The sequence below is a fragment of the Bacillus sp. FSL R9-9497 genome (assembly GCF_038005805.1).
Lineage (GTDB): Bacteria > Bacillota > Bacilli > Bacillales > Bacillaceae_G > Bacillus_A > Bacillus_A cereus.
Map to the genome: position 1 here is coordinate 3,302,009 of NZ_JBBOTY010000001.1, position 14,961 is coordinate 3,316,969.

Sequence of the window (14,961 nt, forward strand, 5' to 3'; positions counted from 1 at the left end):
ATAGAATAGACTTCATAAATACGTTGCAACATTTCTAATAACAGTGTATTACTTTAATGGTTTCTCTTTTTTACTTTTAACAGTAATTTTAGCTAAACCGGCCTCTCTTCATTTGCGAGGCATTTCTTTCTCAATTCTATACATTACCTTCATAACTTCGGTAGCACTGATGATATTGCTTACACAAGCCACTGAAGCACATTACATACATTTCGCCTCTAATCACACACCTTTCTTACTAATAATCGCATTTTTTATATTTTCTCCAGAGATAATAAAATTTCTCTCGACGCCCTCATTATAACGTGTATATTTATAAAATTAATATTTTTATATTTTCAGAAATATTAAAGAGGAATAATTTTATATGGATAATATTTTACAGTTAGCATGTAGCCATTGTTTTTATCGCTTAAAGCTGAATTAGTTATTAAAAAAATACAATAATACATTGTTTTTTCTAGGTGACTTATTATAAAGATACTTATATCCCCTTTTATCAAAAAATCTTATTTTAAACATAAAAGATATTCTAATAAATAATTAATGTAGGTAAAAAGAAAAAAATCCCAAAATACAAAAACCAAATTTTAGGATATATATTATTAATATTGAATTCATATACAATTTAAAAAGCTACACTGAGCAAAAAGCAAAAAAGCTGCCCCATATGGACAGCTCATTTACATAATTATCGTTATCAGGAATACACAAACAAATCACTTCAATATCATCTTAATTGTAGTTTGTTCGGCTCTTCTTCAGGGATATCTCTATGTTTGTAATGAATCGTTTTTACATCATTTCCTTTTATGCGAAAAGTAATTGTGTCCTCTCCATAAGGCGGATTGTGTGCACCCTCAAAAGTTTAAATTTTAAAATCCCTCATTAACTAGCTCTTTTATCGAGTTTAATTTTGAAGAAAGCTCGATAAACCATTCTTCATCCCCTGTTAATAATGCAAGATCTATAAGATAAAGGATTTGTTCCTTATTTATTACCTTTGATTCAGGGAGTTTGTTAACGTGTTTACTAAAGAGTAAAATCGCTTCGTTTATTGTGTACTGGCCGTCACGTTTCACAATACTAACTGTAACTATATCCTCTACATCATCAAGTGATACAATATAACCAACTATTAATTCACCTTCATTTGATATTCCACGAACCCAATCTCCTACTTTTAAAACATGATTATTATTTGACATCATACCGTTTCACCTTCCTATAAATATTTTTTGTGACGATAAAAAAGATATAAAAACAATTATACTGTAATATTTTTCATTACATTTAAGTGTTAAGAACTCACGGCTATATAATAATTAAGCCGCTTAACGCTCTTGATTGATAAGGTCAACAACTTCTTTCATTGTATAATTCTTTAAGTATTCACCTAGATGCTCTTCAGCACCTAAGAAAATAGCGAAAAGAACTTTTCGCATGTTCGAACCTACAACACACTGATTGTTTGATTCTGGACACTTCGGCTGCAAAGCACCTTCAGAGGTTATCTGATAAATATGCCAAAGATTAATTTCATCTAAATCGCGAGCGAAAATAAAACCGCCACCAGTCCCCTCTTTCGATTGTATAAACTTATGTTTTTTTAACAAACTTAGTACTTTGCGAATGCGTACTGGATGTACACCTGCACTTTCTGAAATAGCATTACTTGTTGACATCCGATCTGGCTGTAAAGCTAAATAAGTTAAACTGTGTATGGCCAAGGTAAAGTCGCTGTTCATGATTTTCCTCCTACGATCAAAAATATTGTTTCTCATATATTAACTGTAGCCATAAATATTACAGATAGGTTAGAACGTTAAAACATATAGAATACTTCTTGCCATAAAAAATTAATTCTCTTATATTCTATCCGGTCCCACCTATATCTGATAACTTCATTTAGCTTTTTAAGTTGAAAATAAAATTAAACACTCCACTGTTTCTTCACTTGTTCTTCTGCCAACTGTTTAATTTTTGTCCAAATCGTATCTTTACTCACAATAACATTTGTTTGATAATTTCTATCATTATAATTAACTGTAACACATACTTCAATCATCTTCTGCTTCCTCCTTTCAAAAAACTTTTTCTAAAAATACTACTTATTAATTGGCCAATTTTTGCAATTCAATGTTCAAAAACGTTCGAACGCTACGTGGTAAAAATTTACGAATTTCTTCCTCATTAAAACCAATCTGCAATCTTTTCTCGTCCAGCATAATTGGGCGACGTAACATTAGTGGATGCTCAATTATTAATGTATAAAATTCATTGAGCGAGAGCTCCTCAATATTTATATTTAAGTCCTGAAAAGTTTTCGATCTAGTTGAAATAATTTCAGTAGCCCCCTCTTCAGTTAAACGAAGAATCGATTTAAGCTCATCAACTGTCATAGAATTTGATACGATGTTTTTTTCAATATAATCAATTTGATGCTCTTCAAGCCATGCTTTCGCTTTTCGGCATGAGGCACAGCTTGCTGTTGTATATAGAATTACCATATTTAACTCACTCCTTTAATTTTATGAAACGTACATTTTAAACATCGGTTATTGAAATGTATTAAAAAAAATTACAGTTTAGAATCAAATACAAGCAATATTATTTATTCGAGAATATTTAATTTATCTACATTTTACAGACGATAACAACTCACTTCTAAAAACTATACTGTAATTTTAAACTTTACAGTTCTATAAATCAAATGTTAAGTCTTGGATTCATTCTATTAACGTATAATAGGAGCAGTTGAGACAATACTTGCCTCAACCGATTTTTATATCTCTTTATAATTTTTTGCAGTAATGACTGTTTCAAACTCAAAGGTTTCGGGTAGATGATCTGCATAAGAATATTCAAAAGTTCGTCCATCCGTTAAATAAGCTACTTGTTCAACTCGCATTAGGAAATCCTGATTTGTTAAGTTCATAAACTGCTTTTCCCTATCATCTGGGCGAATTCCTTTAACCCTGACAACAGATGTCCCTACTTCAAGACCAAGTTTATTTTGAATATGTGAGTATATCGACTCCTCTAAAACAGAAGCCTCAACACCTGGGATAACCGAAATTGGCATCCATGTATGCTCCATAATCGTCGGAATGCTGTGAATGATGCGGAGGCGAATGATTTTATAGACGAAATCACCGATTGAAACTCCCAATTTCTCAGCAACTACTTCATCAGCCCCAACAATCGCAAACTCGATAATTTTACTTTCTACCTCACTGCCGTATACAGCTTTCGTACCCGTTAAAGTTTGAATCATTCGTGCCTTTTCCTGTTGACGCCAATCTTGCACCACTGTTCCACTTCCGCGCCGGCGGATGATGTAGCCATCTCTAACTAATAGATCCAGCGCTTTCTTAATAGTAAGGGCTGAAACACCAAATTCTTCAGCAAGGACGGGGCTACTCGGAATTTTTTCGTTGATTTTATATTCACCGTCTAAAATTTGCTGTTTAATCTTTTGATAAATGCCGAGGTATTTTACTTGTGTTGATCCGCTTGCCATTTTCATACCTCCTTTATACTGCAAACTCTCTTCTATTCATTCAAATGTAAAGCCTCAAGTTTGTAAACTGAAGGTGATGGGGCAGCAAATCCATTTTCTAAGATTTCTATATTCGTTACCGCTTCTTCGTCTTTCACAAGTTTTGGTGCACCATTTATAATTGTTTCATACGCGGCATCATAGAAACGACCGTAATCACCAAGCGGCGTTTTAATTTGTTTTTCAATCCAGTCACCATTTGCATTACGATATTTAGCAACTCCATAGTACATCGGTGAATCTTCACCAAACCCTGCACTCTCAGGCATAATCCCCGCTTTCAAATCATTTTCCTGCTGATCTTCACCATATTTAATAAATGATCCATTTGTTCCATGAACGATAAAGCGTGGATAATCTTTTGCTACGACATGGTTCGTTTTCAGCTTAATCTTCAACTGATTTCCGTAATGTAAACCAACATCGAAATAATTATCAACCGCACCTTCCATTTCATTATTACGAATATCGTATGTCACCGTATCTGGACGGCCGAATAGTGAAATCATACGGTCCATCGTATGAATACCTAAACTGTAAAATGAACCTTCTTCTTTTGGAGCTTCATGAGTGATTGAACCAGGACGGAAATAATCAATATGTGATTCAATCTCAATAATATCACCAAGGAATCCTTGTTCAATTACTTGCTTCACAGCTAAAAAATCACCATCAAAACGGCGGTTTTGATAAGGCATAACTACTACACCTTTTTCTCGTCCTAAAGCTAATAATTCTTTCGCATGTTCCACTGTATCGCAAAATGGTTTTTCAACGATAACTGATTTTCCAGCTAGTATAACTTTTTTTGCTAATTCATAATGCGTATGTGCTGGCGTACAGATCGTCACCACTTGAATTTCCTTGTCATTCAACAATTCGTCCAAATCAGTAGTGAAGTAAACACCTTTTTCCTTATATGGAGCCGCTAATTTCTCATTTATTTCACGTACAAAAATCGTTTTTATTTTTATATTATTACGTGTGTTTACATAAGGTAAGTGATAGCGGTTAGCTGACTTTCCAAATCCAATAAAGCCCATTGTTAATGTCATATTTTTCAACTTCCTTGCTCATAAATTTTCGTTTCTATATTTATTATATAATTTAATTATTAAAAGTATATAGTTTTAAATTTATAATTATATATTAAATAAAAAATCCACGATAAAATTCATTCTCACTATAAGTTATGGACCTATAAAGTGAAACTTTAATCAGTGGGGCGATTTATTCTCTACTGATTATTTACCCGTAAATACCGGGATGAAAAGGAGCGTAATGAACATGGCATATACTACTATATCTATGGAAATTTTCGGATCACCTGAACAAGTATGGCAATTAATAGGAGGTTTCAACTCCCTTCCAGACTGGTTACCTTATATACCTAGTAGTAAATTAACTGAAGGCGGTCGTGTACGTCATCTAGCTAATCCAGATGGTGATACAATTATAGAACGCTTAGAAGTATTCAATGATAAGGAACGCTACTACACGTATTCAATCATGAATGCACCGTTCCCGGTCACTAATTATTTATCTACAATCCGGGTGAAAAAAGGTACTGAAAGTAACACATCATTAGTAGAGTGGTCTGGTACGTTCACTCCTGTTGAGGTTAGTGATGAAGAGGCAATAAATCTGTTTCATGGTATATACAGCGATGGACTGAAAGCATTGCAGCAAGCATTTCTAGATTAATTCATGTAATTGATTGAGACGAAAAAGTTAATTAACAGTCAAACATTCGACTTTGTGGTTAAGTTCATTATGAAAGATAAACAAATACAAATTTCATGCCTGCTTGTTAATGACAAGAAATAAAAAATACTACCTCCAAATGGAAGGTAGTATTTTTTTATTAATCAGGAAAAACAATTAATCCCTCTTCTTTTTCCTCCTGTTTTAAATCTTCTTCTGGGAAGGTTACAGTTGAATTTTTATCACCTGTTCTTTTTGTTTCTTCACCTGGAAATACGAAAGTTGAATTTTCTTTTCCTTCATTTTTTTCTACGTTATCTGGAAATACCATAGGATCATTGGTAGTCAAATCACTATGAAATCCAAGGTTAGACAAAATCGCTTTTAAATCTGGTAAAACCCCTATTTTATCAGATGATGGATTATTAGACTTTGTGCCTGTATTAGGATTACTTAAAATTGCCCTCAATTCTTTTGGTGTATATGCCTTACCTAAATGTTCTTTAGCAATCCCTTGAATTGATACAGCAGCCCCAGCAATTATAGGCGAAGCGCTAGAAGTACCACGGAAGTTAGAAGTATAACGATTCATTATATTCTGATCTGTAACTTTTTGCCCTTTACTATTTTGATTTTGATATGTATCTAATGTATCAACATACTCTCCCCAACCATATACATCAATTCTACTACCATAGTTAGAGAAACCTAAACGTTTATGAGGAACTCTTGCAGTAGATGCTCCAACTATAATAGCTCCTGAATCTTTAAAGTCTGGACTATTTCGATTTAAAATCTGTTTACCATTACGGTCTTTAAATTCATCTAAATCAATCCCACCATTACCAGCTGCTTCTACAATAATAATGCCTTTATCTGTACCTTTGCGAATTGCGTTAAATATACTCGGGTATACTTCTACTGGTAAAGGGTCATCTCCATATCCATCATATTTAAAGGATTCTTCTATTAATAAAACATCTCCAGCCTGTAAAGAATCTACGGCACTTAAAATAGCATCTCTTACATCGATTCTCCCATTATCTCGGATCACTGAAATTACTTTTGCCTTTGCTTTTGGTGCAATCCCAATGTTCCCAATCCTATTGTCAGCTGCAGAAACAACACCTAGAACTGAAGTACCGTGAGAAAGATCATTACTCATTTTTCCAGACATAAATTCAATATTTTGACCGACTAAATCTTCATGATTTAATAACCAGCCTTCTTCCAAATCTACAAAGGTTGCTCCTTGACCATCTCCTCCTTTAATTCCCCAAGCATAAGGAGCATTAATTCCTAAAGGTGCCTCTTCAAGATATCCCTGTCTCGAAAATCTAGGTTCATCATAAGGATTGATTGATAATACAGGCAATCTCGAGCTAGTTGTTGTGTTTATACTCTTATTAGAACGAAATTGTATTTTACTAGAATCGTTATTGGCAGCATGTACTGTATTTGTTACAAATGTCGTACCTACCCCAGCAAAAGTTGTAATTGCAAGTGATGATACCAACATACCTTTAAAATTTTTCATCTTTCCACCTCTAGTTTTCTATTAGAATTAACATATTTAATAATGTGTATGAACCAAAAATCTTTTTATCTTATTATAAAAATTAATAGATTTTTATAACTTTTTGATTTACATAAAAACTCCTTTCATTCTTGTAATTCAATGTGTATATTTCAAAATAACAAACTAACTGTAACTATTATAGTTACACCTTTATTGATTTTCAACTACGAAATATAAATTTTTAAAAATAAATTTATATTACTTTAAAACAGAGCTAACCTTTTACGCATATAAAAAAACAAAATATCTGTGCAAATTACAGCGGTGAATAAGTTTATAGACTGCAAAAAAACAAGAAAAAGCAAAACACTAAGTGCTTTGCTCCTTATAAAATTCCTTTTAACTTTTCACCAATTAACCTCGCTACATACTCATAGCCTTCTGGTCCAAAGTGTAATCCATCTTTTTCACCATTTTCTACAAATCTTTTATAATCCCGTTCTTGAATCATTTCAGCGAATACGTTTAGAAAATAACTTCCTGTTTCCCTCGCCACTTTCTCCACCACGTCTGCATACTGACCAAGCACTCTATTTGTTCTATTACGCTGTCTTTCTTCATCAACTGGTGCAGGACTAATCAGTAGTACTTTATCTGATGAAATATGGTTCACAATCTTCTCTAAGTTTTCTTTATATGCTTGTAATGACACTTGAGAAAAAGAAACTGCATCATTCGTACCAAGAAAAACTGTTACGAAATCTGGTTTATATGATATTACATCTTCTTCAATCCTATGTAACGCATCGAATGTATTATCCCCTGGAACACCTGCATTCACTACTTTCCACTTCGGAAACATCTCTTGCAAACGTGGTGTTAATCTCGGCATTCCATCAAAAAATGTTTCATCAGCTGTAATACTATCTCCAAAGCACACTAACGTTTTCATTAAGCTACTCTCCTTTTACGTATGAAACAACTTTCCTTCTATTGCTTTTATATATCTTTCAGCAGAACGTTCAACTGCCTCATTTGCATTTTCTTTTACTACTCGATGAAAAGCATTGTATAAACGATTAAACTGTAACGGCTTCACTCGGTTCACCATTTCTTCCACTTTTCTCGCTGGTAATGGAATTAAGTTTGGATAGCTATACATAAAACTTACCCACCGCTCATCCGCTACAACTTGAATAATATCACCTGTTAACAAAATCCCTTTTCCATCATTACCTTCTTCCCAATGCAATACAGAACCACCACTAAAATGTCCTCCAAGACGATGTACAGTAATCCCATCCGCTAATTGTAAAGACTCACCAGACCAATAAATAATACGACTACTTGGGCGCATCACCCATTCTTTATCATCTTCATGTATATAAATTGGTACATCAAATGTCTCTGCCCATTCTACTTGCGTTGAATAATAATGAGGATGAGACAATGCAATTGCATCTAATCCACCAAGCTCTTTTATTTTCGCAATTGTCGTTTCATCTAAATACGTAATGCAGTCCCATAGTAAACGATATGACTCTGTTTTCACTATAAATGCCGTTTGACCGATCGCAAATCCTGGTTTTGTCGTAATACTATAAAGTCCATTTTCCTCTTTGATTATTTCATTTTTATATGTATCATCTGTTTGCAAATTTTCTAAAGTCGTCCAAGACTGCCCTTTCGGATTCACATATTGCCTCTCTTCATCACAAATATGACAACTCACCGGTTCCTCTACACTCGCTGCATACTGCACACCGCACGTTGTACAAACGAAATTTTTCATCATAATTCCCCCTATCCCTATATTTTTATTAAGCTGATTTTTGTTGATAATAATCTACTTTTTTATTTTCAATTAATAAACTTATAAAAGTAAGTAAATAGGCAACTGTAACCGATAATGGAATTACAGTAAATCCTTTTTCGCTTCTGCAACATTCATCTCACTATCTCCCCCAAAATATTTGTACTAAAAAGTCACCTCAACCTCACCCATCCAATAACGCCAAGCTGCTAAATAATCTTCTAAATCTTTCGGGTGGTGCCGTAAACATGTATCTATACGCAAATATAATCCTATGACTATTTCTTCATATAAATCACGGTCTTTTTTATAAAATACACATTGTTTCATCGCATAACCAATCGTTTCTTTTGTTAAATCTTCCGGAGTTGAACAGAACGCATAAATTAAATCATATATAGGATCTCCTAACACCGGTAAAGGATCAATTACACCGTGCAGTTTATTCTCTTGAAATATAAAATTATGAAATCCAAGATCACCATGCAATAAAAATGGCTCATTTATTCCAGTCCCCCTACTTGGACTATTTGCTAACTTAAAAACCGTTCTATACTCTTCCTCACTTATATAACGTCTTACATTTTCATGAGCTTCCATCACATTTGTCGTTAAAAATTCATTCCAAGATTGAACTGGGCTTTCTTTCCATCCCCAGCCATCAACCTCTGTAGCTACTTCATACTTATTGATAACTTCCTTTACAAGTTTACTAAGAACACTCCGTTTATGGCCTAGTTTGCAAGAAGTTGTGCCCTCAAGGAATGAGTAAACAATATAGCGATTTAAAGGTTCCTTATATAAAAGCTTTGGAAATAATTCGTCCTTTTTATAAAACTGAAGAAAATAAGCTTCTTCACGTATGACATCCGATTCATTCAACTTTATAACGTATTGTTCATCTAACAAATATATAGTACTTGTCGTTCCCCCGTTTAATGCTTTTACGCTATTTGGATAATGTGAAATAACTTTTTCCTTAACTAGTTGTGCAGTGATTATTGAAATGTCCATTCTCTCACCCTTCAACTCCGAATATTTCCTTAATTCAAAAGACAACTTTACTATTATTTGACAAACAAAAGTAAAATCCTTTCAATCGCCCTGATATAACAAACAACAACTTTATTTTATTACAATGACTTTCTTCAATATTCCATTTATGATAACGTGATTTTATCACTCTAAATGCTCTTCATATACTCTAATAATTTCTATTGCAGGGTCTCTGTCTTGTAATTTATGAGCCAAACTTTCTACACCAAACACTTCTGTAAACGTATGACTACCTACAATTAAATTAATTCTTTTAAATTTCGCATGTTGCACTGTATATAATGTTTTTTCACCTGTTATGTACGTGTCACATCCTTTTTCTAATGCACGTTCAATCAAATTTGTATTGTTTCCTGCACCGGTTAAGATCGCAATCCGTTTTACTGGTTTATCGTGATTTCTCCAGCTCTTCACTTTCTCTTCCATTTTTTCTTCAAGTTTTCCAACTAAGTTTGAAAAAGGAATCGCTTCTTTATATTCTCCTATTCCCGGTAGTTCTTCTTCCTCATAGGTTGAATATTCCAGTATTGTATCTATCCCAATTTCGTTAAATAACGATGTACACGTGCCAAACTTTACAAAATCTAACGGCAAATGAATCCAAAAATGATTCATTTCATATTGCTTCAATTTCTCAATACAAGCCTCTTCCATACCAAATAAAAAACTCCACGGCGCATGATGTGTAACTATCATATCGACTCCATTTCGATACGCTTCTTCAATAGTTTCTAACGTTAAATTTGTTGTGTAACCGATTTTGTGAAATTCATCTTTACTTATATAAGTAAAACCATATTCATCATCGCCATATTTATGAAGATGCTCTCCAAATAGTGATGTTATATGTTCATTAAACTGCTTTATATTCATTTTTATTTCTCCTTTCATTTACTTTTATATTTCATAAATAAGGAAATACTAAATTACAACGTTACATACATATAGGAGGACAATATGAAACCTGAATTTTTAAAAGCTGTACATGATGCAATCGGAAATGTCGAACACATTCATATAGAAGAAAGCGGTGCTGACAGCTTACTTATTCATCATGATGATGCACAGCAGTTACAACAAGTCGCTAAAACGCTAGAAAATAATAATTTCCGCTCCGCTTTAAGAACAACTGGAAATGCTTCGTACATTGAAGTATTGAACAGATAATGAAAGTCCGGATGTATTCCGGGCTTTCTTTTTTATCGCGCTATTCACCGAGCAGTAAGACCCCCACTAATTAAAGTTTCACTTTATATCGAAATTTCAAACTCTTTCACATACACCGCTGTTCCAGCAATATCTATTTGTAACTTTTCGTTTTCTATCCCTTTCGTTACATAAACAGTTACACGACCATCTTTATTTATTTCCTGTCCTTGCTCAACGATTAAACCCAATTCATGTTCAAAATCTTTCTCTAAATACTCCGCATAATACGCCCCCATTACACCTGAAGCTGTTCCAGTCACTGGATCTTCTATCGTTCCAGCATAAGCCGATGAGAAATGACGTCCATGCATTTGTGCTAGTTCATCATAAGTTTCTAGACAAATTGGGTGAATAGAAGCGTTAGGTATTTCTTTTAATACTAATGGAAATGCAGCATTATTAGGTTTCATTCTCTCACATGCATTAAGATTTTTAATCGGTACAATTACAGTCCAATTACCAGTACTTCCATATACAATCGGTAAACTTACATCTAAATCATTTACTTCTAAACCGATACTTTGAGCTAATTCTTCTTTTGAACTAGAAAATCTTTAAAATTAGTTGTTGCTTGTCTCATCTTAATACAACTATAAAAAGAAAATTCAGTTATTTCAACTAAGAATTTCCGCATAAAAATTCACCTTTTCTCATTTCCATTAGAAAAATCTGTATTCTAAATTTAAATCTTATTATCTGAATACCCGCGGTCATTACAAAAAATAATTGCTACAAAAAAGTGCTCTTAGATATATTTAAGAACACTTTTTAGAAACACACCTCTTGTTATACCTATCATTGATTTTACAGCAACCATATTTTACAATTTGATAAATTTCTACTAATTCACTTTCCTGAGATTAAAATGTTTCTGCAATATCTATTACAATTTATTTAGAACACATACCTCATATCCAATTAACAGCAAAAAGAAAATTAAGCATAGTCTTCCATTTATACAGAAACCTTTTTTATATGACATCCTTTTTAATATATTTTTAATTTATAAGAGATGAGAAACGTTCTGTCATTTCTGTATTCTTACGAACGAATAACACATTGCATGAAAAATGATTCAAGAATAGACTAAAAAATGAATTTAGAGCTATTTCATAATAATACCTATTTATTTTATATAGCAAAATTTAAACTTTTACGTGAGAGTTTTATTAAACCTTACTCATACCATTTTAATTGTGACATATACATCTCATAATACAATCCTTTTTTCTTTATTAATTCATTATAGTTACCTTCTTCAACTATTTTCCCTTGAGCCATTACAATAATCCTATCTGCAAATTTCGTTGGACCTAGGCGGTGAGAAATTGTTATAGTTGTTTTATTTTGAGATAATTCATTAAACAGCTTAAAGACATTCAATTCAGTTACTGGATCTAACGCTGCAGTGGGCTCATCTAGAATTATTAAATCAGCATCCTTTAGAAATCCTCTTGCAATAGCAATTCTCTGCCATTCTCCTCCAGATAGTTCTTTTCCAGCGTCCATTTCCCTGGTTAAATATGTATTTAGGCCCTGTTTATAATTCCTTATTTTTTCATATAATCCTACCTTACTCAAAATATCATATAACACCTCTTCATTGTTAATTTTTGTCAAATCACCCAAACCGATATTTTCTCGTACACTGTATTTATATTTATAAAAATCTTGAAAAACAGCAGATACCTTTGCGGAATAATTAGTTTTATTTATTTCATCAATATTTTCTTCATTAATTTTAATTATTCCCTCATCAACTTCATATAATCCTAAAATACAATTTACTAGCGTAGTTTTTCCCGATCCGTTATAACCAACAATTGAAATTTTTTCTCCTTTGTTAATTTCAAGATTTATATTATCCAAAACTTTATCTTGAGTTCCTGGATAACAAAATGAAACATTTTTCAAATTTACTTTTCTAATATTCGTTAAATTACAACGCTTAATTTGCTTAGTTTCTTTTATTTCATATTCCAATATACTCATAAGGGCATTATTATATATTACTGTTTCAAAAATCGCTCCCATGTTGGCACCCATTAGTCCAAAGATGTTCTGAACCGATACTACAGCTGTCAATAATGCAACATAATCTCCAATAGACAACGTTTTTACATACATTTGCTTCACAAGTAATAATGCCACACCTAAACTAGCTACTTGTAATATAAATGAAGCAAACGATTTTGTTTTACATTCCCATAAAGCTAACTTCAAGTTTGACTTTTGAATATTTTTATATAATGTAGACCATTTCTCTATTAAAAAGACTCCTGAGTTATTTATTTTCATCTCTCTTATAGCATTTTTATTCACAAAAAGGCTATCTGTAAAATTCAATTCTCTATTTCTTACCGCTATTTTTTTATTCATCTTATAATCTTTAATCTTTAAAATAAAAATTATGATTATACCCGGTAATGTGGAAATAAATAAAGCTATAGGCAATAACCAATTAATAGCTAATAATATCCCTAAAATGCCTATTAACGAAATTATATTCTTAATTACACCTACAGCATTATTAACAACATGAATCCCATTCCCCTTTATAGACATTGTGGCTAGATTTATCGTGTCAAAAAAAACACTACTTTCATATTCTTTTAAAGGTATTTGTATTAATTTTGTTAAAATCATTTTTTTTAAAATAAAATTAACAGTTTGTGTAATTCTGGTGAATATATACGTTATAGTATTTTCCAACAACTCCGATGTAAATTTAATTATGAATAACGCTATCAATAAATATATTGCAATCGTATAATTTTCAGAACTTCCTTTCATACCACTAACAGTATCAATTATATTCTTATCTAAGAATATTAAAACTGGAGGAATAATAGCTGTGAAAATTGATAATATAAAATAAAAGATAAAACTTAAAGGATGCTCTATATATATTAATTTCAAAAAATATTTTTGTGTCTTTATAAAAGTTCAAACTGAATTATTTTTTTTCACTATACTCCCTCCTTCTCTATGGGTTTTCATACTATATACTGCATTAAATTGGATTTCCCTATATAATTTTTATCTTGTAGCTCACCTTCATTATTTACCTGTATTAAAAAAGGGAATGCATTTATCTCCAATTCATTCATAATAGTTTCTTCTTTCATAAACCTAATCTGATTTTTGTATTCATTTTTTTCAATAGACTCCAGATTATAATCCTCCTCTATTAAAATTAATCTTACATTGTTCAAATATTCTTTTTTGATAGCATCTAGTGCGTAAAATAATTTATTACATTCTTTGCAATTTAGGTCTAAGAAAATAAAAATATTTTTTGTTTCTTTTATATCATCATAAAGATTTTTTATCGCCTGATTATTTTTTTCATAGCTCAAATTCTTTATATTTTCTCCGATTCTAGGGCCTATTTTAAGTTTTTTTTTCGATTTCAATTTCATAATTACAGCTATATGCATTAGACATTGAACTACTAAAATAAGTAAGAGTGTAACTAAAATTTGTTCATTAACATCCATTGCTAATCCCTCCTTTTATAAGTTAGTAGTTCTAGTTAATAGTCAATATACTTTCTATTATTATACGAATTAAAATTAATGTTACTGTCAAAAAAATAGAAACAGTTACTATTAATACAACATGTACAACCTGGGTTCCCTGATCTAGTATTATAATCAAATTTATATTATTGAATATCACATTTACGAGTATACTTATTAAAAGTAACAAGGATTGAACCATACCTCCAAAACCTATTTTTGTTTCTATCATTTTCCCAAAGCAAAAACAAGGTTTTTGTCTTTTTTCTACAACTGCTTGAAAATTAATTAATACAAATATCAAAATTAAAATAATTGCCATAATGTTCACTATCATGCTTTCGCTTACAAATATTAATCCTCCCCCTATCAACAGTTCAATAAAAGGAAATGCTAAACTCATTGGCTTAGCAATTTTAGCAGGTATAACATCCATAGCAATAATTGATTCTGATGCCACTTTCAATCCAAACAACTTAAATAAGCCAGAAATGACCAATATAATTCCTACCGATATACAAAATATTAATGCTATAATCACAAATAGGTCCCCTCCTTCCATCAAATACATATCTTA

16 protein-coding genes and 3 pseudogenes are annotated in these 14,961 nt (G+C 31.9%); 2 read left to right on the plus strand and 17 right to left on the minus strand.

Features of this window, described 5'->3' with window-relative positions; all coding sequences use genetic code 11:
* Positions 1–730 precede the first annotated feature (730 nt).
* The 7 genes and pseudogenes from MKY21_RS16980 to MKY21_RS17010 form a co-directional block, all read right to left on the minus strand.
* Positions 731–868, minus strand: a pseudogene (locus tag MKY21_RS16980) (DUF3888 domain-containing protein); the annotation flags it as partial.
* Positions 869–875: 7 nt separating this feature from the next.
* Positions 876–1,211 (minus strand): IDEAL domain-containing protein, encoded by a 336-nt coding sequence (locus MKY21_RS16985; protein ID WP_000987462.1) that lies wholly within the window; start codon positions 1,209–1,211, stop codon positions 876–878.
* Positions 1,212–1,334: 123 nt separating this feature from the next.
* Positions 1,335–1,748: an Rrf2-family transcriptional regulator SaiR gene (gene saiR / locus MKY21_RS16990; protein ID WP_001083465.1), complete on the minus strand. Its 414-nt coding sequence runs from the start codon at positions 1,746–1,748 to the stop codon at positions 1,335–1,337.
* A gap of 185 nt (positions 1,749–1,933) precedes the next feature.
* The gene (locus tag MKY21_RS16995) at positions 1,934–2,068 is read right to left on the minus strand and encodes a BA3454 family stress response protein (protein ID WP_000573532.1); all 135 of its coding nucleotides are present in this window, start codon (positions 2,066–2,068) and stop codon (positions 1,934–1,936) included.
* A gap of 46 nt (positions 2,069–2,114) precedes the next feature.
* Positions 2,115–2,510 carry a transcriptional regulator SpxA gene (gene spxA, locus MKY21_RS17000; protein ID WP_000236190.1) on the minus strand — a complete coding sequence of 132 codons (396 nt, stop codon included), beginning with the start codon at positions 2,508–2,510 and terminating at the stop codon, positions 2,115–2,117.
* Positions 2,511–2,785: 275 nt separating this feature from the next.
* Positions 2,786–3,523 (minus strand): GntR family transcriptional regulator, encoded by a 738-nt coding sequence (locus tag MKY21_RS17005; RefSeq protein ID WP_000146278.1) that lies wholly within the window; start codon positions 3,521–3,523, stop codon positions 2,786–2,788.
* Positions 3,524–3,555: 32 nt separating this feature from the next.
* Positions 3,556–4,617 carry an oxidoreductase gene (locus MKY21_RS17010; protein WP_323630832.1) on the minus strand — a complete coding sequence of 354 codons (1,062 nt, stop codon included), beginning with the start codon at positions 4,615–4,617 and terminating at the stop codon, positions 3,556–3,558.
* 232 nt (positions 4,618–4,849) lie between these two features.
* Here MKY21_RS17010 and MKY21_RS17015 point away from each other — a divergent pair, with 232 nt between their 5' ends.
* Entirely contained in the window at positions 4,850–5,266 is a 417-nt protein-coding gene (locus tag MKY21_RS17015) for an SRPBCC family protein (RefSeq protein ID WP_000332041.1), read from the plus strand.
* Positions 5,267–5,426: 160 nt separating this feature from the next.
* Here the strand turns inward: MKY21_RS17015 and MKY21_RS17020 are convergent, their stop codons facing one another.
* From MKY21_RS17020 to MKY21_RS17040, 6 genes and pseudogenes are all read right to left on the minus strand, one after another.
* On the minus strand, positions 5,427–6,803 hold the full coding sequence (locus MKY21_RS17020; RefSeq protein WP_002000327.1) for a S8 family peptidase: 1,377 nt from the start codon (positions 6,801–6,803) through the stop codon (positions 5,427–5,429).
* Positions 6,804–7,170: 367 nt separating this feature from the next.
* On the minus strand, positions 7,171–7,737 hold the full coding sequence (locus MKY21_RS17025; RefSeq protein WP_000855198.1) for an SGNH/GDSL hydrolase family protein: 567 nt from the start codon (positions 7,735–7,737) through the stop codon (positions 7,171–7,173).
* A 15-nt stretch (positions 7,738–7,752) separates the two neighbouring features.
* Complete coding sequence (locus MKY21_RS17030; protein ID WP_002000328.1) at positions 7,753–8,580, minus strand: MBL fold metallo-hydrolase; 828 nt, start codon at positions 8,578–8,580, stop codon at positions 7,753–7,755.
* A gap of 25 nt (positions 8,581–8,605) precedes the next feature.
* Positions 8,606–8,722, minus strand: a pseudogene (locus MKY21_RS31205) (DUF7010 family protein); the annotation flags it as partial.
* 41 nt (positions 8,723–8,763) lie between these two features.
* Positions 8,764–9,612, minus strand: a complete 849-nt coding sequence (locus MKY21_RS17035) for a phosphotransferase (protein ID WP_000355249.1) — start codon at positions 9,610–9,612, stop codon at positions 8,764–8,766.
* 165 nt (positions 9,613–9,777) lie between these two features.
* Complete coding sequence (locus MKY21_RS17040) at positions 9,778–10,527, minus strand: Nif3-like dinuclear metal center hexameric protein (RefSeq protein ID WP_098782426.1); 750 nt, start codon at positions 10,525–10,527, stop codon at positions 9,778–9,780.
* An 84-nt stretch (positions 10,528–10,611) separates the two neighbouring features.
* Between MKY21_RS17040 and MKY21_RS17045 the strand changes: the two genes are divergently transcribed.
* Positions 10,612–10,821, plus strand: coding sequence for a hypothetical protein (locus MKY21_RS17045; RefSeq protein WP_000801654.1), 210 nt, complete (start codon positions 10,612–10,614; stop codon positions 10,819–10,821).
* Positions 10,822–10,904: 83 nt separating this feature from the next.
* Here MKY21_RS17045 and MKY21_RS17050 read toward each other — a convergent pair.
* From MKY21_RS17050 to MKY21_RS17065, 4 genes and pseudogenes are all read right to left on the minus strand, one after another.
* Positions 10,905–11,449: pseudogene (locus MKY21_RS17050) on the minus strand (PhzF family phenazine biosynthesis isomerase); the annotation flags it as partial.
* Positions 11,450–12,039: 590 nt separating this feature from the next.
* A complete protein-coding gene (locus MKY21_RS17055; protein WP_341076972.1) occupies positions 12,040–13,782 on the minus strand; it encodes an ABC transporter ATP-binding protein in 1,743 nt (580 codons plus the stop codon).
* Positions 13,783–13,859: 77 nt separating this feature from the next.
* Entirely contained in the window at positions 13,860–14,363 is a 504-nt protein-coding gene (locus MKY21_RS17060; RefSeq protein WP_144575019.1) for a hypothetical protein, read from the minus strand.
* A 31-nt stretch (positions 14,364–14,394) separates the two neighbouring features.
* On the minus strand, positions 14,395–14,925 hold the full coding sequence (locus MKY21_RS17065; RefSeq protein WP_223259169.1) for a MauE/DoxX family redox-associated membrane protein: 531 nt from the start codon (positions 14,923–14,925) through the stop codon (positions 14,395–14,397).
* Between the last annotated feature and the right edge of the window lie 36 nt (positions 14,926–14,961).

Bases quoted from the DNA above. Each gene is read 5' to 3' on its own strand.
- MKY21_RS17025 (WP_000855198.1), bottom strand. From the start codon at position 7,737: ATGAAAACGTTAGTGTGCTTTGGAGATAGTATTACAGCTGATGAAACA.
- MKY21_RS17030 (WP_002000328.1), bottom strand. From the start codon at position 8,580: ATGATGAAAAATTTCGTTTGTACAACGTGCGGTGTGCAGTATGCAGCG.
- MKY21_RS16995 (WP_000573532.1), bottom strand. From the start codon at position 2,068: ATGATTGAAGTATGTGTTACAGTTAATTATAATGATAGAAATTATCAA.
- MKY21_RS17060 (WP_144575019.1), bottom strand. From the start codon at position 14,363: ATGGATGTTAATGAACAAATTTTAGTTACACTCTTACTTATTTTAGTA.
- MKY21_RS17040 (WP_098782426.1), bottom strand. From the start codon at position 10,527: ATGAATATAAAGCAGTTTAATGAACATATAACATCACTATTTGGAGAG.
- MKY21_RS17010 (WP_323630832.1), bottom strand. From the start codon at position 4,617: ATGACATTAACAATGGGCTTTATTGGATTTGGAAAGTCAGCTAACCGC.
- MKY21_RS17005 (WP_000146278.1), bottom strand. From the start codon at position 3,523: ATGGCAAGCGGATCAACACAAGTAAAATACCTCGGCATTTATCAAAAG.
- saiR (WP_001083465.1), bottom strand. From the start codon at position 1,748: ATGAACAGCGACTTTACCTTGGCCATACACAGTTTAACTTATTTAGCT.
- MKY21_RS17015 (WP_000332041.1), top strand. From the start codon at position 4,850: ATGGCATATACTACTATATCTATGGAAATTTTCGGATCACCTGAACAA.
- MKY21_RS17020 (WP_002000327.1), bottom strand. From the start codon at position 6,803: ATGAAAAATTTTAAAGGTATGTTGGTATCATCACTTGCAATTACAACT.
- MKY21_RS16985 (WP_000987462.1), bottom strand. From the start codon at position 1,211: ATGATGTCAAATAATAATCATGTTTTAAAAGTAGGAGATTGGGTTCGT.
- MKY21_RS17035 (WP_000355249.1), bottom strand. From the start codon at position 9,612: ATGGACATTTCAATAATCACTGCACAACTAGTTAAGGAAAAAGTTATT.
- spxA (WP_000236190.1), bottom strand. From the start codon at position 2,510: ATGGTAATTCTATATACAACAGCAAGCTGTGCCTCATGCCGAAAAGCG.
- MKY21_RS17045 (WP_000801654.1), top strand. From the start codon at position 10,612: ATGAAACCTGAATTTTTAAAAGCTGTACATGATGCAATCGGAAATGTC.